Source organism: Streptomyces mirabilis (assembly GCF_039503195.1).
Classification (GTDB): domain Bacteria; phylum Actinomycetota; class Actinomycetes; order Streptomycetales; family Streptomycetaceae; genus Streptomyces; species Streptomyces mirabilis_D.
The window spans coordinates 9,814,133-9,835,677 of the sequence record NZ_JBCJKP010000001.1; the positions used below are offsets into that span (position 1 = coordinate 9,814,133).

At 72.4% G+C, this 21,545-nt stretch carries 19 protein-coding genes and 3 pseudogenes; 12 read left to right on the plus strand and 10 right to left on the minus strand.

Translation table 11 applies throughout. From position 1 onward, the window contains the following. The first annotated feature begins 12 nt into the window (after positions 1-12). The 3 genes from AAFF41_RS44660 (at position 13) to AAFF41_RS44670 (ending at position 1,704) form a co-directional block, all read left to right on the plus strand. The gene (locus AAFF41_RS44660) at positions 13-780 is read left to right on the plus strand and encodes a TetR/AcrR family transcriptional regulator (protein ID WP_319750905.1); all 768 of its coding nucleotides are present in this window, start codon (positions 13-15) and stop codon (positions 778-780) included. Beyond that, the gene (locus AAFF41_RS44665) at positions 777-1,238 is read left to right on the plus strand and encodes a pyridoxamine 5'-phosphate oxidase family protein (protein ID WP_319750776.1); all 462 of its coding nucleotides are present in this window, start codon (positions 777-779) and stop codon (positions 1,236-1,238) included. The genes AAFF41_RS44660 and AAFF41_RS44665 overlap by 4 nt, the downstream gene beginning before the upstream one ends. 73 nt (positions 1,239-1,311) lie before the next feature. Next, a complete protein-coding gene (locus AAFF41_RS44670) occupies positions 1,312-1,704 on the plus strand; it encodes a VOC family protein (RefSeq protein WP_054234255.1) in 393 nt (130 codons plus the stop codon). Positions 1,705-1,748: 44 nt separating this feature from the next. On the opposite strand, the gene AAFF41_RS44675 is transcribed toward AAFF41_RS44670, so the two are convergent. Further along, positions 1,749-2,066 (minus strand): DUF4235 domain-containing protein, encoded by a 318-nt coding sequence (locus tag AAFF41_RS44675; RefSeq protein ID WP_343325869.1) that lies wholly within the window; start codon positions 2,064-2,066, stop codon positions 1,749-1,751. A gap of 111 nt (positions 2,067-2,177) precedes the next feature. Between AAFF41_RS44675 and AAFF41_RS44680 the strand changes: the two are divergent. Continuing rightward, a pseudogene (locus tag AAFF41_RS44680) lies at positions 2,178-3,163 on the plus strand (cation diffusion facilitator family transporter). Positions 3,164-3,229: 66 nt separating this feature from the next. Here the strand turns inward: AAFF41_RS44680 and AAFF41_RS44685 are convergent. Further along, entirely contained in the window at positions 3,230-3,673 is a 444-nt protein-coding gene (locus AAFF41_RS44685) for a nitroreductase family deazaflavin-dependent oxidoreductase (RefSeq protein ID WP_319750773.1), read from the minus strand. 107 nt (positions 3,674-3,780) lie between these two features. Next, positions 3,781-4,410, minus strand: a complete 630-nt coding sequence (locus AAFF41_RS44690; RefSeq protein ID WP_319750772.1) for a LysE family transporter — start codon at positions 4,408-4,410, stop codon at positions 3,781-3,783. Positions 4,411-4,815: 405 nt separating this feature from the next. Between AAFF41_RS44690 and AAFF41_RS44695 the strand changes: the two genes are divergently transcribed. Together AAFF41_RS44695 and AAFF41_RS44700 are read left to right on the plus strand one after the other, a co-directional pair. Beyond that, positions 4,816-6,003: a cytochrome P450 gene (locus AAFF41_RS44695; protein WP_319750771.1), complete on the plus strand. Its 1,188-nt coding sequence runs from the start codon at positions 4,816-4,818 to the stop codon at positions 6,001-6,003. A gap of 19 nt (positions 6,004-6,022) precedes the next feature. Further along, positions 6,023-6,217 carry a ferredoxin gene (locus AAFF41_RS44700; RefSeq protein WP_054234301.1) on the plus strand — a complete coding sequence of 65 codons (195 nt, stop codon included), beginning with the start codon at positions 6,023-6,025 and terminating at the stop codon, positions 6,215-6,217. Positions 6,218-6,335: 118 nt separating this feature from the next. Here the strand turns inward: AAFF41_RS44700 and AAFF41_RS44705 are convergent, their stop codons facing one another. Beyond that, positions 6,336-6,917, minus strand: coding sequence for a TetR/AcrR family transcriptional regulator (locus AAFF41_RS44705; protein WP_319750770.1), 582 nt, complete (start codon positions 6,915-6,917; stop codon positions 6,336-6,338). A gap of 124 nt (positions 6,918-7,041) precedes the next feature. Between AAFF41_RS44705 and AAFF41_RS44710 the strand changes: the two genes are divergently transcribed. Beyond that, the gene (locus AAFF41_RS44710; protein WP_319750769.1) at positions 7,042-7,500 is read left to right on the plus strand and encodes a nuclear transport factor 2 family protein; all 459 of its coding nucleotides are present in this window, start codon (positions 7,042-7,044) and stop codon (positions 7,498-7,500) included. A gap of 49 nt (positions 7,501-7,549) precedes the next feature. Continuing rightward, a pseudogene (locus AAFF41_RS44715) lies at positions 7,550-8,082 on the plus strand (flavoprotein). Positions 8,083-8,092: 10 nt separating this feature from the next. On the opposite strand, the gene AAFF41_RS44720 reads toward AAFF41_RS44715, so the two are convergent. Together AAFF41_RS44720 and AAFF41_RS44725 are read right to left on the minus strand one after the other, a co-directional pair. Continuing rightward, complete coding sequence (locus AAFF41_RS44720; protein ID WP_388412904.1) at positions 8,093-9,784, minus strand: phospholipid carrier-dependent glycosyltransferase; 1,692 nt, start codon at positions 9,782-9,784, stop codon at positions 8,093-8,095. A gap of 114 nt (positions 9,785-9,898) precedes the next feature. Further along, positions 9,899-10,752 (minus strand): annotated as a pseudogene (locus AAFF41_RS44725) (endo alpha-1,4 polygalactosaminidase). A gap of 302 nt (positions 10,753-11,054) precedes the next feature. Between AAFF41_RS44725 and AAFF41_RS44730 the strand changes: the two are divergent. From AAFF41_RS44730 to AAFF41_RS44740, 3 genes are read left to right on the plus strand one after another with little or no spacing between them, the layout of a single operon-like run. Beyond that, positions 11,055-11,660: an NADPH-dependent F420 reductase gene (locus AAFF41_RS44730; protein ID WP_343325870.1), complete on the plus strand. Its 606-nt coding sequence runs from the start codon at positions 11,055-11,057 to the stop codon at positions 11,658-11,660. Between the two features lie 21 nt (positions 11,661-11,681). Further along, the gene (locus AAFF41_RS44735) at positions 11,682-12,605 is read left to right on the plus strand and encodes an alpha/beta fold hydrolase (RefSeq protein ID WP_319750765.1); all 924 of its coding nucleotides are present in this window, start codon (positions 11,682-11,684) and stop codon (positions 12,603-12,605) included. Continuing rightward, positions 12,602-15,385: a helix-turn-helix transcriptional regulator gene (locus tag AAFF41_RS44740; RefSeq protein WP_343325871.1), complete on the plus strand. Its 2,784-nt coding sequence runs from the start codon at positions 12,602-12,604 to the stop codon at positions 15,383-15,385. Before AAFF41_RS44735 ends, AAFF41_RS44740 begins: the two co-directional genes overlap by 4 nt. 2 nt (positions 15,386-15,387) lie before the next feature. Here the strand turns inward: AAFF41_RS44740 and AAFF41_RS44745 are convergent, their stop codons facing one another. Next, a complete protein-coding gene (locus AAFF41_RS44745) occupies positions 15,388-16,206 on the minus strand; it encodes a phytanoyl-CoA dioxygenase family protein (RefSeq protein WP_343325872.1) in 819 nt (272 codons plus the stop codon). A 64-nt stretch (positions 16,207-16,270) separates the two neighbouring features. On the opposite strand from AAFF41_RS44745, the gene AAFF41_RS44750 reads away from it, so the two are divergent. Further along, positions 16,271-17,236: a helix-turn-helix domain-containing protein gene (locus tag AAFF41_RS44750; protein WP_319750762.1), complete on the plus strand. Its 966-nt coding sequence runs from the start codon at positions 16,271-16,273 to the stop codon at positions 17,234-17,236. Here the strand turns inward: AAFF41_RS44750 and AAFF41_RS44755 are convergent. From AAFF41_RS44755 to AAFF41_RS44765, 3 genes are all read right to left on the minus strand, one after another. Continuing rightward, complete coding sequence (locus AAFF41_RS44755) at positions 17,157-17,690, minus strand: universal stress protein (protein WP_319750761.1); 534 nt, start codon at positions 17,688-17,690, stop codon at positions 17,157-17,159. The two genes, AAFF41_RS44750 and AAFF41_RS44755, sit on opposite strands and share 80 nt — an antisense overlap. A 35-nt stretch (positions 17,691-17,725) precedes the next feature. Beyond that, on the minus strand, positions 17,726-18,982 hold the full coding sequence (locus AAFF41_RS44760; protein ID WP_319750903.1) for an arsenic transporter: 1,257 nt from the start codon (positions 18,980-18,982) through the stop codon (positions 17,726-17,728). Between the two features lie 98 nt (positions 18,983-19,080). Then, entirely contained in the window at positions 19,081-21,465 is a 2,385-nt protein-coding gene (locus tag AAFF41_RS44765) for a SpoIIE family protein phosphatase (RefSeq protein WP_319750760.1), read from the minus strand. Positions 21,466-21,545: the final 80 nt, after the last annotated feature.

A 21,545-nucleotide genomic window follows, 5' to 3' on the forward strand; every position in this document is an offset into this window, starting at 1 on the left:
TCCATGACGTCCATGAACGACCGGGTCGTCCCGCCCGCCGCCCGGCGGCGCAGGCGCCCCACCAAGGCCGGAGTCGTGCTCTCCGAGGAGCTGATCGTCGAGACCGCGCTGCGGCTGCTCAAGGAGCACGGCGCCGACGCCCTCACCGTCCGCCGCCTCGGCCTCGCCCTCGGCGCCGACCCGACCGCCCTGTACCGGTACTTCCGCGACACCGACGACCTGCTCCTCGCCATCGCCGACGAACTCATCGGCCGCACCCTGCGCACCTGGCGCCCCGCCGGGGACTGGCGCGCCGACCTGCGGGACCTCGGCCTGCGCATGCACGCCGGGGCGCTGTCGCATCCGCAGGCCGCGGTGCTCAGCTCCTACCGCGTCACCGGCCGGGTCCACGAGATCGAGGCCGTGGAAACCATCCTCGGCGTGCTGCGTCGAGCCGGTTTCCCGGACCCGGACGCGGTGCGGATCTACCACGCCTTCGTCGACCAGTCCCTGGCCTTCGCCGCCCTCGACGCGGCGAGCCTCGCGCTTCCGCGCGCCGCGCGCGACGCGGAGGCGGGCGTGTGGCGGGCGACGTACGCCCGGCTGCCCGCCGACACCCACCCGCACATCGCGGCGACCGCCCGCCATCTGCTGGTGGACATGCGCCGCAGCGCCTATCCGGTGGCGCTGGACATGCTGCTGACCGCGGCGGCGGCCTGCCTGGAAGAGGTCACCGAGCGCGCCGGTCACGCCGATCCTTCCCACGCCCGAGCAGAAGATCAGGAGTCCGCCCGCCCATGAACCCGCCCGCCCGCTCCCTGAAGCAACGCACGCACGACACCCTCCACCGGCTGGAGAACGACGTCGACTGCTGGGTGTCCACGGCCGACGGCGCCGGGGAAACGCCGTACCTGATCCCGCTGTCCTTCCTCTGGGACGGCACGACCCTGCTGCTCGCCACCCCGGCCGCCAGTCCGACCGGCCGCAACCTGCGTGCGACCGGCAAGGTGCGTCTGGGCATCGGCCCGACCCGTGACGTGGTGCTCGTCGAGGGAACCGCCGAGGCGCTGGAGTCCGCCGCGCTGCCGGACGGGGTCGGCGACGCCTTCGCCGAGAAGACCGGCTTCGACCCGCGCGGACTCACCACGGCGTACCTCTACTTCCGTATCAGCCCGCGGCGCGTGCAGGCCTGGCGCGAGGCCGACGAACTCACCGGGCGCGACCTCATGCGCGACGGGGAGTGGCTCCTGGCGGACTGAATTCGTCCTACGGGGTAACCGGGACCACAGCGGGCGGCCGCCGCCCGCGCCCGGAACCCCGTACGGAGGACACATGGCACTGGTCACCGCAGGCGTCGTGGTACTGGACTGCGCCGAGCCCGAGAAGCTCGCCGCCTTCTACAGCGAGCTGATCGAGGCCGAGGAGACGGACGCGACCGCGAACCGTGTGGAGATCAGGGGCGTCGACGGCATCCGGATGGCGTTCCGCCGCGACGTGATGGCGACGCCGCCCAGCTGGCCGCGGCCCGAGAACTCCCTCCAGGTGCACCTGGACTTCCAGGTGGCCGACCTGGACGAGGCGGAACGCCGGATCGTCGGCCTCGGCGGGCGCCCGATCGAGACCAAGGACCCGTCCGGTCCGTTCGAGGAACGCGGTTACGCCGACCCGTCAGGACACTCCTTCACCCTCCGCCTCCTGCCGTCGACCACACCCAAACAGGGGTGAGGGCCCCACCCGCGCCACGTCGCGCTCGCGCGGGTCGCCGGTCCTCAGTCCCGCCCGCCCTTGTCCGAGGACGGCCAGACCCCCGTCGAGCGTTCGACGGCCTTGGCGCCCGTCCGGTCCGCGGCGCTGCGCGCCACCGCGAACAAGGCGCCCTGAAGGGCCGCGGCGAGCAGCACCTCGCCCCAGCCACGGTCCCTGTCCAGGGCGTCGGGCGCGTCCTCCTCGTGCCGGATCACCTTCCAGGTCGCCCGGAAGGCGATCCCGGCCAGCGCGCCGCTCGCCCAGCCCAGCGCGAAGCCGAGGGGCTTGTAGGCGAGGGGGAGTTTGAGTTTCCTCGGCTTCTTTGACACCTTCTTGGACACCTGGTCCTCCTTCTCGGTCGAGGCCGACGGTGTCACCGAATCCGGGCGCGGGGTAGAGGGCGTGGGTGTACGCCGAAGTGTGAGGCGGGTACTCCGGGGAAACCGGCCGAGGTGAACCGGAAACCGAACACGTCGGACCGCAGGACACGCCTCACCGTGCTGGTCGCCCTGGGCGCCAACCTGTTGATCGCCGTGGCCAAGGCGGTGGGCGGCCTCCTCGCGGGCTCACCCGCGCTCCTCTCCGAGGCGGCTCACTCCGTCGCCGACAGCATGAACGAGGTGTTCCTCCTCGCCGCGCTGCGCCGCAGCCGCCGCCCAGCCGACCACCGACACCCCTTCGGCTACGGCAAGGAACGGTTCTTCTGGTCGCTTCTCGCGGCCGTCGGCATCTTCGTGATGGGCGGCTGCTTCTCCTTCTTCCAGGGCGTCGAAGCGCTGAGGAACGGCGCCGAGGAGTCCTTCCACGGCTATGTGGCCGGACTGGCGGTCCTGGGTGTCGCCCTGCTCGCCGAGGGAGCTTCCCTGCTCAGGGCGATGCACCAGGTGCGCCGGCAGGGCGGCGGCGCGGACGGGATGCGCGACCCCGCCCTGCGTACGGTGGTCGCCGAGGACGGCACCGCCGTGCTCGGTGTCATGTTCGCGATCGCCGGCATGGTGCTGCACATGGTCACCGGCCAGGTCGTGTGGGAGGCCTGCGCCTCCCTCGCCATCGGGGTGCTCCTCGTGTGCGTCGCCTACTGGCTCGGCCGGGACGCGCGCGAACAGCTCATCGGGCGCGCCGCCGACGAGGAGGCGAGCCGTCGGATCGGGCCCTGCTGGAGGCGCAGCCCGAGATCGACAGCGTGGAGGCGCTGCTCACCATGCAGCTCGGCCTCGACTCGACCCTGGTCGCCGCCCGGATCGACCTCGTGCCGGGCCTGGACAGCGAGGAGGTCGAGGAGGTCGCCGTCCGCATCAAACGCTCCGTCGCCCACACCGTCCCGGAGGCCGATCAGATCTTCCTGGACGTCACCGACGCGGGTGCGCTACAGGACGCGGCGGGCGGGAACGTGGCAGCGGAAAGCCCCGCCGCGACGGGGGAGCGCGGCGGGGCCTGAGGCACGGGTGCCCGGCGCGCGAGGGATCATGCGCACCGATGTCCGAGGCATCTCGGTCCGGGTCGGTCAGTCCGTCGGTTCCAGCACGAAGACGGGGATCTCGCGGTCCGTCTTCTTCTGGTACTCGGCGTACGGGGGGAACGCGGCGACCGCGCGCTCCCACCACTGGGCCTTCTCCTCACCGGTGACCTCACGCGCCGTCATGTCCTGGCGCTCGGCGCCGTCCTGGAGCTCCACGTGCGGATCGGACTGCACGTTGAAGTACCAGACCGGGTGCTTGGGGGCGCCGCCCTGCGAGGCGACCACCGCGTAACGTCCGTCGTGCTCGACCCGCATCAGCGGGGTCTTGCGGATCTTGCCGCTCTTGGCACCGCGGGTCGTGAGAATGATGACCGGCAGTCCCGTGTCCAGCAGCGTGGTCCCCTTGGTGCCGCCGGAGCCCTCGTACAGCTCCACCTGGTCACGCACCCACTGCGTCGGGCTGGGTTCGTACTCACCCTCAAGAGGCATGACTTCCGTCCCATCGTCGCTCGTACTGGTCCTGTCTCGGCATGATTCAACACCAGCACGGACGCGCATCATCCGCACCCGGCCCGCCGGTGCGCGAGGTCCACTCCTCATGGTGCGACGAGCATCCGTACCGCCAGCACCACGATGACGGCACTCGACGCGAGCCCCGTGACCAGCCGCCCCCGTCGTCCCGTCAGCGCCCGGCCGAGCAGCGCGCCGCCGCCGGCGAGCAGGAGTTGCCAGCTCGCGGAGGCGAGGAACGCGGCGAGCACGAACACCCCCTGCTCCAGGGGGCGCACCGCCTCGGCCGTCCGGCTGCCGAGGACCAGGGCCGCGAAGTAGATCACGGTGGTGGGATTGAGAAGGGTGATCCCGAGCAGGGTCAGGTACGCCCGCGCGGGGCGCACCGGGTCCCGTACGGACCGGGCCGCGAGCCGCTGTTCGCGGTACTGGCGCACCGCGCCGACCGCGCCCCGTAGGGCCATGGCGAGCAGCACCAGAGCGGAGGTCCAGCGCAACGGCGCGAGCACCGGTTGCAGCGCGGCGGCGAGCGCGGCGCCCCCGAGGGCGGCGACCAGGGCGTACAACCCGTCGGCGGTCGCGACGCCCAGCGCGGCGCTCCCGCCGGTTCTCAGGGACGTACGCGCGGTGAGGGAGACGAGATAGGTCGCGACCGCTCCGACGGGGATGGCGATGCCATAGCCCGCGAGAAGCCCCGCGACGAGCGCGGCGGTCACGACCGGGGAAGCGAGGGCCTCCGCGGGCGGCCGGGCTGCTGCTGGACCCGCACCGGACGAGCGGCGGCGGAGGTCGGCGGCAGGAGGGCTTCGATCGTGGGCATGGGCAGATCCTGGGGCCGTCGAGCCGCCCGTGCAAGCGAATTACGCGAGGACGTCACCGAGCCACCGAAAGCGGGTGTGTACCGTGGAGGTAGCGGTTGGATCGAGCCACACACGCGCCGTACGGACGGCACCTGGGCGGCGACCGAGGCCCGTGGGAGCCCGGCGACCGCCCCGACCGACGACGGTGATCGGCCAGATGGTCCGTCCGGGGCATCTGGCCGAACTTTGCGTGGCTCCTATAGGTGCCTGGGGCATCTAATGAAGATCGGCAAGAGGGAACCATCGCTTGCGAGGTCACTCATGACAGAACCCGTTGCCTTCCCCCAGGACCGTACGTGTCCCTACCAGCCGCCCACCGCCTACGACGCCCTGCGCGAGGCGCACCCGCTGTCGCGCGTCTCCCTGTTCGACGGGCGCAACGTGTGGGTCGTCACCGGGCACGGCACCGCCCGTGAACTGCTCACCGATCCCCGGCTCTCCTCCGACCGCACCCGCCCCGCGTTCCCGATGCCCACGGAACGGTTCGCCCAGTCCCGCAACCGGCGGGTCGCGCTGCTCGGGCTCGACGATCCGGCCCACCACACCCAGCGCCGCATGCTCGTGCCGAGCTTCACCCTGAAACGGACCGCGGCCCTGCGCCCGCGCATCCAGGAAACCGTCGACCGGCTGCTGGACGCCGTGGAGCGGCAGGGTCCGCCCACCGAACTGGTCAGCGCCTTCGCGCTGCCGGTGCCCTCGATGGTGATCTGCGCGCTGCTCGGCGTCCCGTACGCCGACCACGACTTCTTCGAGGAGCAGTCCCGCAGGCTGCTGCGCGGCCCGACCGCCGCGGACACCCAGGACGCGCGCGACCAGCTGGAGGCCTACTTCGGGGCACTGATCGACCGTAAGTGGAAGGACCCGGGGGACGGGCTCCTCGACGAACTCATCCACGAACAGCTGCGCGAGGGGAAGGTGGACCGCGAGGAGCTGATCAGCCTGGCGACGATCCTGCTGGTCGCCGGGCACGAGACGACCGCGAACATGATCTCTCTCGGTACGTTCACCCTCTTGCACCACCCCGAGCAGCTGGCGGAACTGCGGGCCGAGCCGACGCTCATGCCCGCCGCCGTGGAGGAACTGCTGCGCTTCCTGTCCATCGCCGACGGGCTGCTGCGGGTGGCCACCGAGGACATCGAGGTGGCCGGGGCGACGATCCGCGCCGACGAGGGCGTGGTCTTCTCGACCTCCGTCATCAACCGTGACGCGGGCACCTTCCCTGAGCCGGACGCCCTGGACTGGCACCGTTCGGCCCGTCATCACGTCGCGTTCGGCTTCGGCATCCACCAGTGCCTCGGCCAGAACCTCGCCCGCGCCGAGATGGAGATCGCCCTGCTGTCGCTCTTCGACCGGTTGCCCGGACTGCGTCTGGCCGTGCCGGCGGACGAGATCCCCTTCAAAGCGGGAGACACGATCCAGGGGATGCTGGAACTCCCCGTGACCTGGTAAGAGGCTGGCGGCCATGAGCATCGAGATCGCCATCGACAAGGACGTCTGCATCGGCGCGGGACAGTGCGCGCTGACCGCGCCGAACGTCTTCACCCAGGACGACGACGGCTTCAGCGCGCTGTTGCCGGGCCGAGAGGACGGCGGCGGCGACCCGCTGGTCCGGGAGGCCGCGCGGGCCTGCCCGGTGGGCGCCATCACCGTCTCCGAGAGCTGAGGAGCACACGACGAGACCTGAGAACGACTCGACGAACGCCGAGGACCACTCGACGAGCACCGAGACCACTGGGCGGGGACGGCGGGCGCGAGCCCGCCGTCCCCGTCGAGCGTCGGCTCTATCGCCGCTGGGCCTCGACGAGTGCCCGTGCCGCGTCGGCCGCCTGCTCGGCCGGCGCCGTGCTTCGTGTGATGCCCGCGGTGACCATGGCGCCCTCGGCCAGCAGGAACAGCTGGTCGGTGAGGGCGCCGGGAAGTCCCGAGTCGGTCACCAGGCCGCCCAGGTAGTCCTTGAACGCTCCCTTGTGACCGCGGACCTGGGCGACGACGAGGGGTGAGGTCGCGCCGAGTTCGCCGTAGGAGTTGATCCAGGCGCACCCGCGGAAGCCGGGCTCGGCGAACCATTGCCCCAGCCATTCGAACACCGCCAGGATCCGCCGTCCGGGCTCCTCGTACCTGTCGACGTGCTCGGCCAGCCGCTGCCGCCAGCGCACGTCGCGCCGCTCGAGGTACGCCTCGACGAGGAGTTCCTTCGCCGGGAACAGCTGATAGAGCCGCTTGAGGGAGACCCCCGAGGCGCCGCGGATGTCGTCCATGCCGACGGTCTGGATGCCACGGGCGTAGAAGAGCTCCTCCGCGGCGTCCAACGCCTGTTCCCGGGCGGCGGCGAGAGCCTGTTCGCGGGCGGCTGTGCTGTCCATGCGGGGCTGCTCCTTGACGTGAGAACCAACGTTCTCTACGTTAGCAGTCATGAGTGAGAACGCGCGTTCTCCACTCATGTGATGCGCGTGGACCGGATGCGCGTGTACCTGAAAGGACACCCCCATGAACGGACGCCCGCCCCTCCCGCCCTTCACCCGCGAGACCGCGGTCCAGAAGGTCCAGGCGGCCGAGGACGCCTGGAACACCCGTGATCCCCACAAGGTCGCCCTCGCCTACTCCGAGGACTCGGTCTGGCGCAACCGCGACACCTTCGTCACCGGCCGCGCCGAGATCGTCGAACTCCTCACCGCCAAGTGGGCGCGCGAACACGAGTACGCCCTGCGCAAGGACCTCTGGGCCTTCGGCGGCAACCGCATCGCCGTCCGCTTCCAGTACGAGTCGCACGACGCCGACGGGCAGTGGTATCGGTCGTACGGCAACGAGCTGTGGGAGTTCGACGAGCACGGGCTGATGACCCGGCGCGAGGCCAGCATCAACGACGTACGCATCGAGGAGCACGAGCGCCGCATCTTCGGCCCGCGCCCGGATGCCGAACGCGGGGACACCTTCCCGGTCCACTAGGCACCCCGGGCGTCCACCGGCGATCCCGTGTGTTCACTAGGGTTCCCTCGTGACCGAACACGCCGAAAGGCCCTTCCTGTACGTCGTCGTGTGCGCGGCCGCTGTCGCGCGGGACATCAGCAAACTGATCACCACGGCACAGGAACGGAGTTGGGAGGTCGGCGTCATCGCCACCCCGCAGGGGCTGGGCTTCTTCGACGCGCCGGCCGTCGAGGCGCAGACCGGTCGCCCGATCAGGTCCGCCTGGCGGGCCCCGGGCGACCCGCGCCCCTTCCCGGCCCCCGACGCGGTGGCCGTCGCCCCGGCCACCTTCAACACCGTCAACAAGTGGGCGGCCGGGGTATCCGACACCCTCGCGCTCGGCACGCTGAACGAGGCGTACGGTCTCCACGTCCCCATCGCTGTACTCCCCTGTGTGAGCGACGCGCTGGCGGCACACCCCGCGTACCGGGGAGCGTCGAGCGGCTGCGCGGGATGGGTGTCCGGTTCGGCGGCCGCTACTCCGGGGAGCCGGGGCAGGACGGTCTGCGCGCGGAGTTCCCCTGGGGAGCGGCCCTGGACCTGCTCGCTTCTCGCGCGTGACACCTGGGGGTCACGCGCGGCGGTAGATCGTGATCGAATGGCCGACGTCGTCGACGGGCGTGGCGCCGTGGAGCAGCGCCGCCAGACGGCCGTCGGCCTTCGCGACGGCGGTGTCCGACACGGCGAGCAGTCCGTGCACCTCGCTCGGCGGCACCTTGCGCGGATCGGCCGCCTCGATCCCGTAGTACGAGGGCACACCACTGCCCTTGTAGACCAGCCAGACCCGCTCGTGCGGATACCGCTCGGACAGACGGTCGGCGAGGCGGCCCAGGTCCTGCCCCCAGTCGACGTTCGAGTCGTGCAGCCGCAGACGGGTTTGCGAGGGTCCGCCGAACGCCTCGTTGGAGTACGGCAGGTAGTACGGGAACGCGCGCAGCGAACTGATCGCGACGAAGCCGACCAGCGCCGCCGTGACGAGGTGGGCCCAGCGGCGGCGCAGGGCGACGACCCCGGCCGCCGCCACCGCCAGGAACACCGGGACGAAGAGGGCGTATCTGACGCCGAGGTCCCGGGACCCGGTCATGGCCACGGCCAGCAGGGCGGCCGGGGGGAGCAGGACGTACGGGGCGGCGGGCCGCAGCCGGGGCAGGGCGGCCATCACGCCGAGGCCCATGAGCCAGAGCGCGATCATGCCGAGCGGTGTCTTCACCAGCAGCGCGGCCGGCAGGTAGTACCAGAGCGAGCCGTGGTAGAGCCGTCCGAACAGGAAGCCGGTCCACACGTCGTTCTCGAAGCCGAACTGGATCCGCATCCCGTCGCGGTACGGCCGGGGCACCGGCAGCCAGTCGATGACGAGCCCACGCAGACCGTGCACGGCCGGGAGGTTCGCGGGAGCCGTCCAACGCAGGTGCGGGTCGACGACGAGATAGGTCGCCCAGAGGACGGCGAGCGCCACCAGTGCCGTACCGGCCGCCATCGCCACACCCAGGCCGACGAGCCGCGGTTGCGCGCGCAGGCCCAGGCCCGGCGTGCGGCGTGCCTGCCAGAAGGAGAGGAACACCAGGAGCAGCAGCACCGGCACCGCCGGCAGGGTGCTCATCTTGGTGGCGAGCGCCGCGCCGAGCGCCGCCCCCGCGAGAGCGAGGTGGAGCAGGGGCCGCCGACGTCGGGCCCGCCACACCAGCCACACCGCCGTCAGCGGGAATCCGGCCGCCGGTACGTCGAGTGTGGCGAGCGAGCCGTTGGTGATGACGTCGGGCGAGTACGCGTACAGCGCGAGCGCCACCAACCCGCCCACGGCGCCGACGAGTTCACGGGCGAACGCGAGGACGACCAGACCGAACAGCAGCGTCAGCACGATCACCGGCAGCCGCGCCCACAGCATCACCCGCCAGGGATCGTTGCCCGACTCGTACAGCAGCCGCCGCCCGAGCGCGGTCTGATCACCCGTGAAGTGGGCATCCAGATGCGGATGGGCGAACACCAGTCCGGTCGCGATGATGAGCTTGCCCAGCGGGGGATGCTCGGGGTTGAAGTGCAGGCTGTGTTCCCGCACATAGGTCTCCGCCGTGCCCACGTACACCGGCTCGTCGATCGTCGGCGTCTGCTGCGCGGCCGCCGTGACCATCGCGACCGCCATCTGGGCCAGCAGGGCGATCACCGCCAGCGCGAGCAGCCACCGCCGGTGCCGCCGGAGCCGTTCGAACCGGACCGGCGGTCTGACGGTGCTCGTGGGCAGGTGGTCGCCCTGCCTGCTGGCCATGGATGTCGACATGCCCTTTGATACGTCCGCTCCGTGCGCACCCGCTCATCCGGAATCCACCCGGCTTCGGTGCGAGTATGCACGGTGATCCCTCGCGGGCCGCGGCGGCGTCCGTCAGCGCGTCCGGCGGACGTACTCCGCACTGCCCGGCGTCGACACCTGCACATCACGCCGCACGATGCTCAGCCGGCCCCCGTAGCTCGCGAGGGCCTTGCGCAGACCGCTGTCGGTGTACTCGATGTCCATCACCCGGTCGTCGAACGACTTTGCGTACGTGCCGCACTCGTCGTACTGGCCGCACTCCTCGGCCACCGCGAAGTCGAGCTTGGTCCTCGACCTGAGCCCGGCCAGTTCCGAGGTGTTCTTCTGCCCGATGGCCAGCCCCCGGGCGTGTGCGTGGGCCGAGAGGAGCGTGATGAACGCGGTGGCGTCGTTCGCCGTCAGCAGATGGCCGGAACGGGTGTAGCTGTCGTAGTTGTCAGGCTCGACGGCGTCGAATCCCTTGTCGGCGCATTCGTCGATCCAGCGGTTGACCCGCGCGGCCACCCGCTTGCGCCTGGCCGGCGTGCGGAGGTCGAGGAGCGCCTCGTTCCAGTCGTGGTCCACGACGACCGTGCCGTGCGCATCCCGCAGCAGCAGATCGGCCGGCCACGCCTTCGACTCGTCCGGCTGGGCCTGGAAGGCGTTGACGTAACAGATGTTGTACACGCCGGGCGCGGGCGAGTCCGAACGATCGCGGCTGACGATACGGACGTCGGACGGTGGTGGATAGGCGCCGCCGATCTGGTAGTCGAAGCCCGCGTGGAGCGGGGGAGTTGTACGGTCCCCGGGCTCGACGGGGAGGCCTTACCCTGCTGGGGTGGCGTCCCCTCGTCAGACCCGGTCGTACAGCTCACCAGCGTCGCGAGCGCCACCAGGGCGGCGGCCGCCCCCAGGCCGGTGACGCGGGAAACACGTTGGGCGGGAATGTCGGCTCCATTCGATCGCGGGTACGACCCCGCCTCGGACGCTCCCGCGGTCCTGGCGACTTTGGCCGGACTCGAACGGTGTCCGCTACCGGCTGGGCGCACCTCTGCGTGCCCGGCGCGGCGCCTGGGCACCTCAGGATCACATCGTCTGGACGACACCCGCGTCAAGGCGGCCCCCGCGACACCCGCGTGGGTCGCGGACCCGGCCCAGTCACATGACAGAAGCGCCGCCGTGACCTGCGGCGTGATGCTGACCGTCACCCTGTTGTCGTAGCCGCGGAACTCAAGGAGGAGGACACCTCATGCCCATCGGAATCATCGGTGCCGGAGCCATCGGCCGGGCCCTCGCCTATCGGTTCGTGGCGGCGGGCGAGCAGGTCGTCATCAGCAACAGCCGGGGACCGCAGTCACTGCGGGACCTCGCCGCCTCGATCGGCCCGGCCCTGACGCCCGCCACCGTCGCGGAGTCGGCCAAGGAGGAGATCGTCGTCCTCGCCGTGCCGTGGCGACGGCTGAGCGAGGCGGTGGCCGCCGCGGACGTCCTCGACTGGCAGGAGCGGATCGTCATCGACACCACCAACCCGCTCGGACCGCCCGACTTCAAGGTCGCCGACCTCGACGGCCGCACCTCCAGCGAGGTCGTCGCCGAACTCGTCCCCGGAGCACGGCTGGTGAAGGCGTTCAACACCCTGACGCCGGCGGTGCTCGGCTCCGATCCGCGCACTTTTGTCGGACGGCGGGTGATCTTCCTCTCGGGAAACCACCCCGGGGCCAACGAGCGCGTCACGCGGCTGGCGGATCGGGTGGGGTGGGCGGTCATCAATCTGGGCCCGCTGGCGTCCGGCGGACGGCTGCAGCAGTTCCCGGGCGGCCCCCTGCCGACGCTCAATCTGCTCCTGGAGCCCTGACCCACGCCGTATTGTCAGGACATGACCGGAGACCGCATCGAACTGGCCGTACACGACCACGGTGGTGACGGCCCACCCCTGCTTCTGCTGCACGGAGCCAGGCGTACGCTCGCCGACTGGGCCGCCGTGGCCCCCCTCCTCGTCCCCCGGCACCGGGTGCTCGCCGTGGACCTGCGCGGACACGGTCTCTCACCGTCGGGGACCTGGAGTCTTCCCCGGGTACTGGACGACATCGAGGCGGTGCTCGAACGGTACGACCTGCCCGGCGCGCTGCCCGTCGGGCACTCGCTCGGCGGGATGATCGCCGTACGGTACGGGCTGGAGCATCCGGACGTCACGCCCGGCGCGGTGAACCTGGACGGATACGGCTGGGGCCGCCCCGACCAGTACGTGGGCCTCGACCCGGTGTACGTCGAGGAGCGCCTCACCCAGGTGCGGGAGTCGGCGACCGCGACGGTGTCCGGCGGACCGCTGCCGGCGGACGGCCTCAAGGACCTGCTCGCCGAGCAGCGCGCACTCTCCGACCGACTGGGCATTCCCTACGAGCTGTTGGAGGCCGGCCTGCTGCGCAGCGTGCGGCCCGCGCCCGACGGACGGCTGGTGGTGCACCCCGAACGCGCGCTCGTGCTGGAGATGCTGGCCGCCGTCGACGCACTCGACCTCTTCGACCTGTTCGACGCCTTCGCGCGGACGCGGCGCCCACTGCTGCTCGGACGGGCCGCGCGACCCGTACCGCCCGCCCCCGGCCTGCCCTGGTTCGACGAACTGATGACGGCGTACGGGAAGGGGCTCGCCAGGGACCTCGCCGAACTGGCCGGGCGGCGGACCACCGTGCGGGTCGTCGGGATCGACGGTACGCACGAGATGCTCCTGGAGAGTCCCGGCGCGGTCGCCCATGCCCTCCTCGCCTTCACCTCCGAGGCGTTCCCCGGGTCCGAGTCATGACGCCGCTCGGTGACGAGTGGATCGTCGGCCGGGACCACGAACTGGCTCTGCTGTCACGGTTGGTGGACGCTCTCACGACGGGGCGGACCGGGGCCCTGCTGATGACGGGAGGCCCCGGCGCGGGCAAGAGCGCCCTCCTCGACGCCGCCGCCCGCATGGCCCGCCGGTCCGGGGTACGGGTGTTGCGCTGCCGGGGGAGCGAGGGCGAGTCGGGCCTCCCCTTCGCCGGACTGCACCAGCTGCTGCGACCCTTCCTCGACCTGGCCGAGGGGTTGCCCGCACGCCAGCGGGCCGCCTTGCTCGGCGTGTTCGGACTCGACGACGGCACGCCGACGGTCTCCGACCCCCTGCTGACCTCGCTCGGCGCGCTCACCCTGCTCTCCGACGTCGCGGAGCACGGCCCGCTCCTCCTGGTGATCGACGACACCCACTGGCTGGACCTGGGCACCCTCGACGTTCTGGCCTTCATGGCCCGACGCCTCGAAGGCGAGCCGGTCGCCCTGCTCCTGGCGGCGCGCGACACCGCCGTACCCGCGCAACTCGACGGTCAGGTCGATCGGTTGTCGATCGAGCCGCTCGACCCGGCCGCAGCCGGACGGCTCCTCGACCATCAGCCCCGGCCACCCGCGGGTCGGGCCCGCTCCCGCGTCCTCGAACAGGCGGCGGGTGTCCCGCTCGCCCTCGTCGAACTCGCCCGGGCCGTGGCGCGCGACCCGGCCGCCGCCCACGAGGACGCGCTGCCCCTCACCGACCGGCTGGAAGCCATCTTCGCCGCGGACCTTCCCGAACTTCCACCGGTCACCCGTGAGTTGCTGCTCTACGCGGCGGCCGCGGAGAGTGCCGAGCTGCCCGTGATCCTCTCGGCCGTGGGAGACCGGGCGACCCCGGACGACTGGCTGCCCGCCGAACGCGCCGGACTCGTCCGCGTCGACGCCGACCGGGTCCGCTTCCGCCATCCGCTGATACGTTCCGCGGTCTACCGGTCCGCGACCTACGCCGAACGCCACACAGCCCACCGAGCGCTCGCCGACGTCCTCGTCGGCGATCCCGACCGCCGTGCCTGGCACCACGCGGCCGCCGCCTCCGGCGTCGACGAGGAGGCCGCCCGGGAACTCGACGACAGCGCGGCCCGGGCACAGCGTCGCGGCGGCTACGCGGCCGCCGCGACGGCCCTCGAACGCGCGGCGCGGCTCAGTCCCGACCCCACCGTCCGCGCCGGGCGCCTGGTACGGGCCGCGACCATGGCGATGTACGCCGGTCACCCGCGGTGGGTCGGCGAACTCAGCACCCAGGTCGCCACCCTCACCGACGAACCGGCCCTCCTCGCCGAGGCCTCGCTCCGGGCGGGCTGGGCGCTCGCCGTGACCACCCGGTTCGCGGGCTCGCTCGGCTTCCTGTTGCCGGTCGCCGAGGCCGCCGTCGACGAGGACCCCGTACTGACCCTCGACGCCCTGACGACGGCCACCACACCCGCGTACAACTCCGGCGCCCCGGAGCACCGCGAGAAGATCCTGCGGATCGCGGAGCGAGTGCCGCCGCAGGAAGACGAGATCGGCCGGCTCTGGGCCCTCGCCGGCTGTGATCCGCTGCGGAACCGGGCGCGAGCCCTCGCGATGTTCGCGCGCGCCTGGACCGATCCCCTCGCGGAGCCCAGAGCGCGCCCGGAACTGGACCTCCCGCTGGCCCGGATGGTCGTCCTGGGCGGGACGGCCTGGGTCCTGGACGAGACCGCCGAGGCGATACGGCTGCTCGGCGCGGCCATGGACCATCTGCGCCGCTCCCCGACCTCCGGGGCCAACGCCACCGTGGCTCAGGCCCTCGCGCTGGCCCTCTACGAGAGCGGGTCCTGGACCGAGGCCCGTGCGGCTCTCGACGAGGCGTACGGCCTGGCCGCCGAAGGCGGACTGGAGAACGTGGTGGTGGGAGCGCCCGTGCTCCGCGCCACCCTGCTCGCCCTGCGCGGCGACACCGAAGAGGCCCGCGCCGCCGTACAACGCGCCGTGCACGGCATCGACCTGCCCAACTGCCGCAGCCTCCAGGTGCGCACGCACTACGCGCTGGGCGCCGCCGCACTCGCGGAGGGCGACCACGCGGCGGCCTACGACCGCTTCCGTGCCGTCTACACCCGGCAGCCGGAGCCCGAGCCCCTGCACTTCCACGCCTCCGACTACTACCTGGCCGACCTCGTGGCAGCCGCCGTCCGCACCGGCCGGGCCGAGGACGCACGGCTCGTCCTCGACACGACCAGGCGGCGCCTCGCCGAGGGCGAGACGTCCGCGCGACTCACCGCGATCGTGCACCGGGCCGACGCCCTGCTCGCCGAACCGGACGACGCCGAACGGCACTTCACGGCGGCCCTGGCCGACCCGGCGGGCGACCGATGGCCCTTCGAACGGGCACAGGTCCGCCTCGACTACGCCGAGTGGCTTCGCCGCCGGCGCCGCGCGGTGGAGGCGCGCCCCCTGCTCGCCGCGGCGCTGGAGGTCTTCGAACGGCTCGGCACCCGCCCCTGGACGGACCGCACCCGCGCCGAACTGCGCGCCGCGGGTGTCACTCCGGCGAGCCCGTCGGTCGGTTCCGCGGACAGCCTCGCCGAACTCACCCCGCAGCAGCTGCAGATCGCCCGCCTCGCCGCCGCGGGCCTGACCAACCGGGAGATCGGCGAACGGATCTTCCTCTCGCCCCGTACGGTCGGCTTCCACCTCTACCGGATCTTCCCCAAGCTCGGCATCACCTCTCGTGCCCAACTCCGCGACGCGCTGCCCGAGCCGGGGGAATGACATCAGTGCGGTGCCGCCGGGGCGAACTCCGTGCCGCACGGCCCCGCGCCCTCGCTCTCGGGCAGGGCGACGGGCTCCCCGCCCATCGTCAGCGTGGGGTAGTGGCGGCCGATGTGATGGGTGGAGCGGCCGACGTAATGGCCGATGAAGGAGCGGCGGAAGCGGTCGGCGCTGCGGTTGGGCCCGGAGCCGTGCACCAGACTGCCGTTGAAGAACAGCACGTCGCCCGGTGCCATGTCGACGGGCACGACGGCCAGACCGGCCGGCGGCGGGACGTACTCCCGTACGAACGACAGTTCCGCGTCCGCCTCCTTCGGGCAGAACAGGTCCATGCGGTGCGTGCCCGGCACCACTTCCAGGCCGCCGTTCTCCCGGTCGATCGTGTCGCAGGCGATCCAGGCTGCCACGCAGGTGCCCGGCTCGACCCGCAGATAGAAGTTGTCCTGGTGCAGCGCCTGCCCCCGGGCCCCGGGCGGCTTGAAGTAGAACATGCTCTGAGCCGCCAGGACCTCCTCGCCGAGCAGGGTCTCCAGGATCCGCCGCAACCGGGGATCGAGGAGGCGACGCAGGGACAGCTCGTTGATGCGGTGCGGATGCATGACCCGTGGATGGGCGGCCAGCGGATCCTCCGGACCGCCGGTCCCGGCGGCCCCGGTGGCCCGGGGTTCGAAGTGCCCCGGGACCGGCCCGGCGGCGTGCAGGGCCGCGAACTCCGCGCACAGCTCGTCGATCTCGGCGACGGTGAACAGCCCGCGCATCACCACGAACCCGTTCTCCTCGAAGTCCGACCACCGCGGCCCGCCCATGTCCGTGACTGTCATCCGACCGTCCCTTCCCACCGGAGTCCCAGGTGTTTCACGCTAGGTCGACGAGCCTTCCTGGGGGATGCCCGTGCGTGCTGAGGAGTTGCCCGAGCCTGCTGCCCCGTCCCCGCCGCCGGGCCTGGTGACCGTCGGTCGTTTCGACCAGGGACCGGGATACCGCGTCAACCGGCCTCGGGGCAGCGACAGTTGGCTGTTCACCTGGACGACGGGCGGAGGGGGACGGCTCCGGCAGGGAGCGGCCCGGACGGTGGCCGGCGCCGGAGATCTGGTGGTTCTGGGGCCCGGCGTGCCGCAGCGCTACGCCGTCGAACCCGGCGCCGGACACTGGGCGTTCTGGTGGGCGCACTGCCAGGCCCGCCCGTCCTGGACCGGATGGCTGCGGCCCCACGCACTCGACGACGGCCTGTACGCCGTCGGACCCGCGCCCGCCCGGGAACGCATCGAAGCGGCGTTCCGCCGGATGCTCGCCGACGCCCGCTGGACGGGAGACGGGCCGCCGCCCGAGGCCGCGGAGCCCGCCCCTGGCGAGGTCGCGGTCGCGCACGGCACCGCCGCCCGGGAGCTGGCCCTGTGCTCCCTGGAGGAGGTCGTGCTGCTCGCCGCAGCCCGCGTGGAGCGCCGCCGCCCCGATCTCGACGCCCGCGTCCGTCACGCGGAGGCGGTGATCGCCGCGGACCCGGGCGCGCACCACACCGTCCGCTCGCTGGCCGGGGCGGTCGCGCTCTCACCGTCCCGGTTCGCCCACCTGTTCACCGAGCAACTCGGCCGCTCCCCGATGCGGGCGCTGCGCGAGGCCCGGCTGCTGCACGCGGCCCGGCTCCTGGAAGCCACCGAGCTCCCGGTGGAACGGGTGGCCGCGGCCTCCGGATTCACCAGCGCGTTCCACTTCAGCCGGGTCTTCCGGCAGCGCTACGGGACTCCACCGGGCGCCTACCGGAAGGGCACCGCTAGGAGTGCGGGGGATGCGGGGGATCCGGAGAATGCGGGGGATCCGGAGAATGCGGGGGAGGCGGCGGGATCGTCGTGACGGCGGGCGTGGCCTCGGGCCAGATCAGCAGCACCGGGCACGGCGCGTGATCGACGACGAACCGCCCGGCCCGGCCCAGGCTGTGCGGTCCGAGCCGGGCCCGGTCGCCGTCCCGGGCCACCACGAGCAGATCGGCGCCCTCGGCCGCGGCGACCACCTCACGCTCCGTGCGCCCGGGGCGTTCCTGGCGGGTGCAGGGGCGGCCGAGGCGCTCGGCCGCCGCGTCGAGCAGCCGCGCCGCCGACCGGGCGCCGAGATCCTCCAGCCGGTTCCCGGGATCGCGCTCGGCGTGCCCCCGGCCGAGCAGCCCGGCGAAGGCGCCGTGCGCCAGTCCGGGCACCCCGGGTTCGCTGACGTGGAGCAGCACGACCTCGGTCGCCTGCGGCGCGTGCGTGCGCACGGCGTCCACGCAGGCCGGCCAGGTCCCCTCGACGAGCCAGACGACGACCCGCATGAGCATCAGCCTCCGGCCCTCACTAGTGCGACGGCTCAGCCCCCGATGACGTGGAGCGAGAACCACAGTGCCAGTACGGCGGGAACCAGCGCCGCCGGCACGGCGATCAGACCCAGCCGGGTGAACTCCCGCAGATCGACGCCGTGGTCGTGCTCCTGCACGATACGCCGCCACAACAGGGTGGCCAGGGATCCGGCGTAGGTGAGGTTGGGGCCGATGTTGACCCCCAGGAGCACGGCGAGCACCGCGCCGGAGCCGGACGTGGCGGCCAGCGGCAGCAGCACCAGGACCGCGGGCAGGTTGTTGATGAGATTGGCCAGTACGGCGGCGAGCGCCGCGATTCCGAACAGCGCGGGCAGTCCGCTGCCGTCCGGGAGGAGTTGCCCGAGGGCGTCGGAGAGTCCGTTGTCGACCACAGCCCGGACGACGATGCCCAGCGCGAGGACGAACACGAGGAAGGCCGGAGCGGCGGCCCTCAGCACGGTGAGCGGGGTGGCGCGCCCACGCAGCAGGGCCCGGGAGGCGAGCACCAGCGCCCCCGCCGCGGCGGACCAGGCGGGGTCCACGCCCAGCGCGGAGGCGACGACGAACCCCGCCAGAGTGCAGCCCACGGTGACCAGCGCGAACAGGGGCAGCTCCGGCGGCTCCCCGGTCGTCGGCTCGGGCACGGCCGCTGCCAGGTCACCGGCGAAGAAGCGCCGGAAGACCACGTACTCGGCCCCGATGGCCACCAGCCACGGCAGCACCATCAGCGCCGCGAACCGGGTGAAGCTGAGACCGCTCGCGCTGAAGGCGAGCAGATTGGTGAGGTTGGAGACCGGCAGCAGCAGCGAGGCCGTGTTCGACAGATGGGTGCAGGCGTACACGTGCGGCTTCGGGCGGGCGCCCATCCGGGCGGCGGTGGCGAACACGACCGGGGTGAGCAGCACGATGGTGGCGTCCAGGCTGAGCACCGCGGTGATCGCCGAGGCGAGCGCGAAGACCGCGGTCAGCAGGCGCCCCGGCCGCCCCGCCGCCCAGCGGGCCATCCACGCGCCGCAGGCATGGAAGAGCCCCTCGTCGTCACAGAACTTGGCGAGTACCAGGACCGCCGCCAGGAAGCCGATCACCGGCCCGAGGTGACCCGCCTCCGCGCCCGCGTGGTCCCAGGAGATCGCGCCGATGGCGATCACCAGCAGGGCGGCCGGGGCCGCGACGACCGCCTCGGGCCAGCCGAAGGGACGGACCACCGCGCAGACGAGGACGGCGACGAGCAGGACGACGGACAGGGATTCGGCGAGCGGGGTGTTCAGGGTTCGGTCCTCCGGGACACAGGTCGTGGTGCCCGACCATCACATCAGACGCCGCACTCCGCCCCGCTCACCGACCCTTCGGACCTGCGCCGATGGCGTCAGAACTCCCCGAGGAGCGTCAGCTCCGCCCAGATCGTCTTGCCGTCGGCCGTGTGGCGGCTGCCCCAGCGCTGGGTGAGCTGGGCGACCAGCAGCAGCCCGCGCCCGCCCTCGTCATAGGTCTTGGCCCGGCGCAGATGCGGCGCGGTGTGGCTGCTGTCGGAGACCTCGCAGATCAGCGTCTCGGCGTCGTGGATGAGCCGCAGCCGGATGGGCGGCTCGCCGTAGCGGATCGCGTTGGTGACCAGTTCGCTCACCACGAGCTCGGCAGTGAACGCCGCAGCGCTCAGCTCCCAGGCGTCGAGCTGCTCGACGACCTGCTTGCGGATCGGCGCGACCAGGGCGGGGTCGGCGGGAATGTCCCAGGTCGACACCTGGGCGGGCGCGAGCCCGTGGGTCCGGGCGAGCAGCAGCGCCACGTCGTCCTGGGCGCCGCCCACCGGAAGCAGGGTCCGCAGAATGTCGTGGCAGGCACCTTCCAGAGAGTCCGCGGACTCCGCCAGGGCATGGCACAGCAGCTCGTGGTTGGCCCCGACGTCCCGCTCGCGGTTCTCGATCAGGCCGTCGGTGAACAGCGCGAGCACCGTGCCCTCGGGAAGAGCGAGTTCGACGGACTCGAAGGGCAGTCCGCCCAGTCCCAGCGGCGGACCGGCCGGCAGCTCGATCTGCCGGGGCGGGCCGCCGGGCGGGAGCATGACCGGCGGGGGATGTCCGGCGCGGGCGAGCGCGCAGCGCCGTGAGACCGGGTCGTAGACCGCGTACAGGCAGGTCGCGCCGACCTCGCCGGTGGTGCCCTCGGCGCCGGCCTCCGTGGAGAGCCGTACGACGAGGTCGTCGAGGTGGGTGAGCAGTTCGTCGGGGGCGAGGTCGATGTCGGCGAGCGTACGGACGGCGGTGCGCAGCCGGCCCATGGTGGCGGAGGCCGCGATGCCGTGGCCGACGACGTCTCCGACGACCATGGCGACCCGCATCCCGGACAGCGGGATCACGTCGAACCAGTCGCCGCCCACTCCGGCCCGTGCGGCGGGCAGATAGCGGGAGGCCGCCTCCACGGCGGCCGTCCGGGGCAGTGACTGGGGGAGCAGACTGCGCTGGAGGGCGAGGGCGGTCTCCCGTTCCCGGGAGAAGCGCCGGGCGTTGTCGATGCAGACGCCCGCCCGGGCCGTCACCTCCTCGGCCAGCAGTATGTCGTCGGGGGTGAACGGATCGGAGCGCCGGAACCGGGTGAGGACGGCCACTCCGAGGGTCTGGCCCCGCGCCTTGATCGGCACCGACATGCTGGTGTGCAGGCCGTACTCGGCGATGCGGGCGCCGCGTACCTCGTCCCAGGAGAGCCACTCCGCCAGTGTGGCGGTGTCGTCGGGGGCGACGATGGTCCGGGAGGCCGTGAGGGAGGCCGCCTGCGGTGAGTGGACGGGGTAGACATCGACGTGGCCGGGTTTGACGACCGCCTCCGGGCAGCCCGGGTTCACCGACTGGTGGGCGGTGCGGCGCAGCCTGATCGGCAAGGTCGGCGGCTCCGGGTGGGGTTCGCCCCCGTGCTCCGGCGGGTCCAGCAGGTCGACGCTGACGAAGTCGCCGAGCGCGGGCACACAGACGTCGGCCAGCTCCTGGGCCGTTCGGGTGACGTCCAGGGTGGTGCCGATGCGCATGCTGGCCTCGTTGACGAGCTGCAGCCGCTCCCGGGCGTTGTACTGCTCGGTGAAGTCGTGCGCGGCCAGGCACACTCCCCGTACCTGGCCTTCGGCGTCGGTGAGCGGGGCCATCCGGGCGAGCCAGGCGTGCGCGTGGTACTCGCCGCCGGTCTGCATGAACGTCTCCACGTCACGACTGGTTCCGGTGACGAGGACCTCGTGCAGCTGTGCCTCGAGGGCTTCGCTCTCCTCCTTGCCGCCGATCTCGGAGAACCTCAGGCCCTGGATGCGGGACTCGGGGAGGCCGATCACGTCGGCCATCGCGTCGTTCACCCCGAAGAGGCGCAGTCGGTCGTCGTAGACCGCCATCGGGCACGGGGACTGCGCCAGCACCGCCGTCGTCAGCGGGTCGTCCGGTGAGCGCGGGCCGCGGGCCTCCAGCGGGGTGACCACCAGCCAGGTGGCCGGGCCGCCGTCCTGCGGCTTCCTGCGATGGGCGAGCAGCCACACGGAGACGGTGTGCCCGTCGCGGTGGCGCAGATCGACGCTGCCGTTCCAGCGGTTGCCGGTCGGTTCGGCCGGTACGGGCGTGTCCGTGGCCAGCAGATCGGCGGCGGGGCGCCCCTCGACCTCCTCCGGGGCATGACCCAGTAGACGGCGGGCCCCTTCGCTCCATCGGAGCAGGGTGCCGTTCCCGTCGATGACCGCCCGTGCCGTGGCAGCCTCGTCGAGCGGGTGGACCGGGCTCATCGTCGCCACTCCATTGCGGACACTCACAGTGAACAGGCGCGTCACTCGGGTTCCAGCCTAGTGCGTACGCGCGTTCCGCA

What these genes read in the sequence shown, in the direction of transcription:
- AAFF41_RS44660 (WP_319750905.1), top strand. Translation starts at nt 13, where the DNA reads ATGAACGACCGGGTCGTCCCGCCCGCCGCCCGGCGGCGCAGGCGCCCC.
- AAFF41_RS44665 (WP_319750776.1), top strand. Translation starts at nt 777, where the DNA reads ATGAACCCGCCCGCCCGCTCCCTGAAGCAACGCACGCACGACACCCTC.
- AAFF41_RS44670 (WP_054234255.1), top strand. Translation starts at nt 1,312, where the DNA reads ATGGCACTGGTCACCGCAGGCGTCGTGGTACTGGACTGCGCCGAGCCC.
- AAFF41_RS44685 (WP_319750773.1), bottom strand. Translation starts at nt 3,673, where the DNA reads ATGCCTCTTGAGGGTGAGTACGAACCCAGCCCGACGCAGTGGGTGCGT.
- AAFF41_RS44695 (WP_319750771.1), top strand. Translation starts at nt 4,816, where the DNA reads ATGACAGAACCCGTTGCCTTCCCCCAGGACCGTACGTGTCCCTACCAG.
- AAFF41_RS44705 (WP_319750770.1), bottom strand. Translation starts at nt 6,917, where the DNA reads ATGGACAGCACAGCCGCCCGCGAACAGGCTCTCGCCGCCGCCCGGGAA.
- AAFF41_RS44710 (WP_319750769.1), top strand. Translation starts at nt 7,042, where the DNA reads ATGAACGGACGCCCGCCCCTCCCGCCCTTCACCCGCGAGACCGCGGTC.
- AAFF41_RS44720 (WP_388412904.1), bottom strand. Translation starts at nt 9,784, where the DNA reads ATGGCCAGCAGGCAGGGCGACCACCTGCCCACGAGCACCGTCAGACCG.
- AAFF41_RS44730 (WP_343325870.1), top strand. Translation starts at nt 11,055, where the DNA reads ATGCCCATCGGAATCATCGGTGCCGGAGCCATCGGCCGGGCCCTCGCC.
- AAFF41_RS44735 (WP_319750765.1), top strand. Translation starts at nt 11,682, where the DNA reads ATGACCGGAGACCGCATCGAACTGGCCGTACACGACCACGGTGGTGAC.
- AAFF41_RS44740 (WP_343325871.1), top strand. Translation starts at nt 12,602, where the DNA reads ATGACGCCGCTCGGTGACGAGTGGATCGTCGGCCGGGACCACGAACTG.
- AAFF41_RS44745 (WP_343325872.1), bottom strand. Translation starts at nt 16,206, where the DNA reads ATGACAGTCACGGACATGGGCGGGCCGCGGTGGTCGGACTTCGAGGAG.
- AAFF41_RS44750 (WP_319750762.1), top strand. Translation starts at nt 16,271, where the DNA reads ATGCCCGTGCGTGCTGAGGAGTTGCCCGAGCCTGCTGCCCCGTCCCCG.
- AAFF41_RS44755 (WP_319750761.1), bottom strand. Translation starts at nt 17,690, where the DNA reads ATGCGGGTCGTCGTCTGGCTCGTCGAGGGGACCTGGCCGGCCTGCGTG.
- AAFF41_RS44765 (WP_319750760.1), bottom strand. Translation starts at nt 21,465, where the DNA reads ATGAGCCCGGTCCACCCGCTCGACGAGGCTGCCACGGCACGGGCGGTC.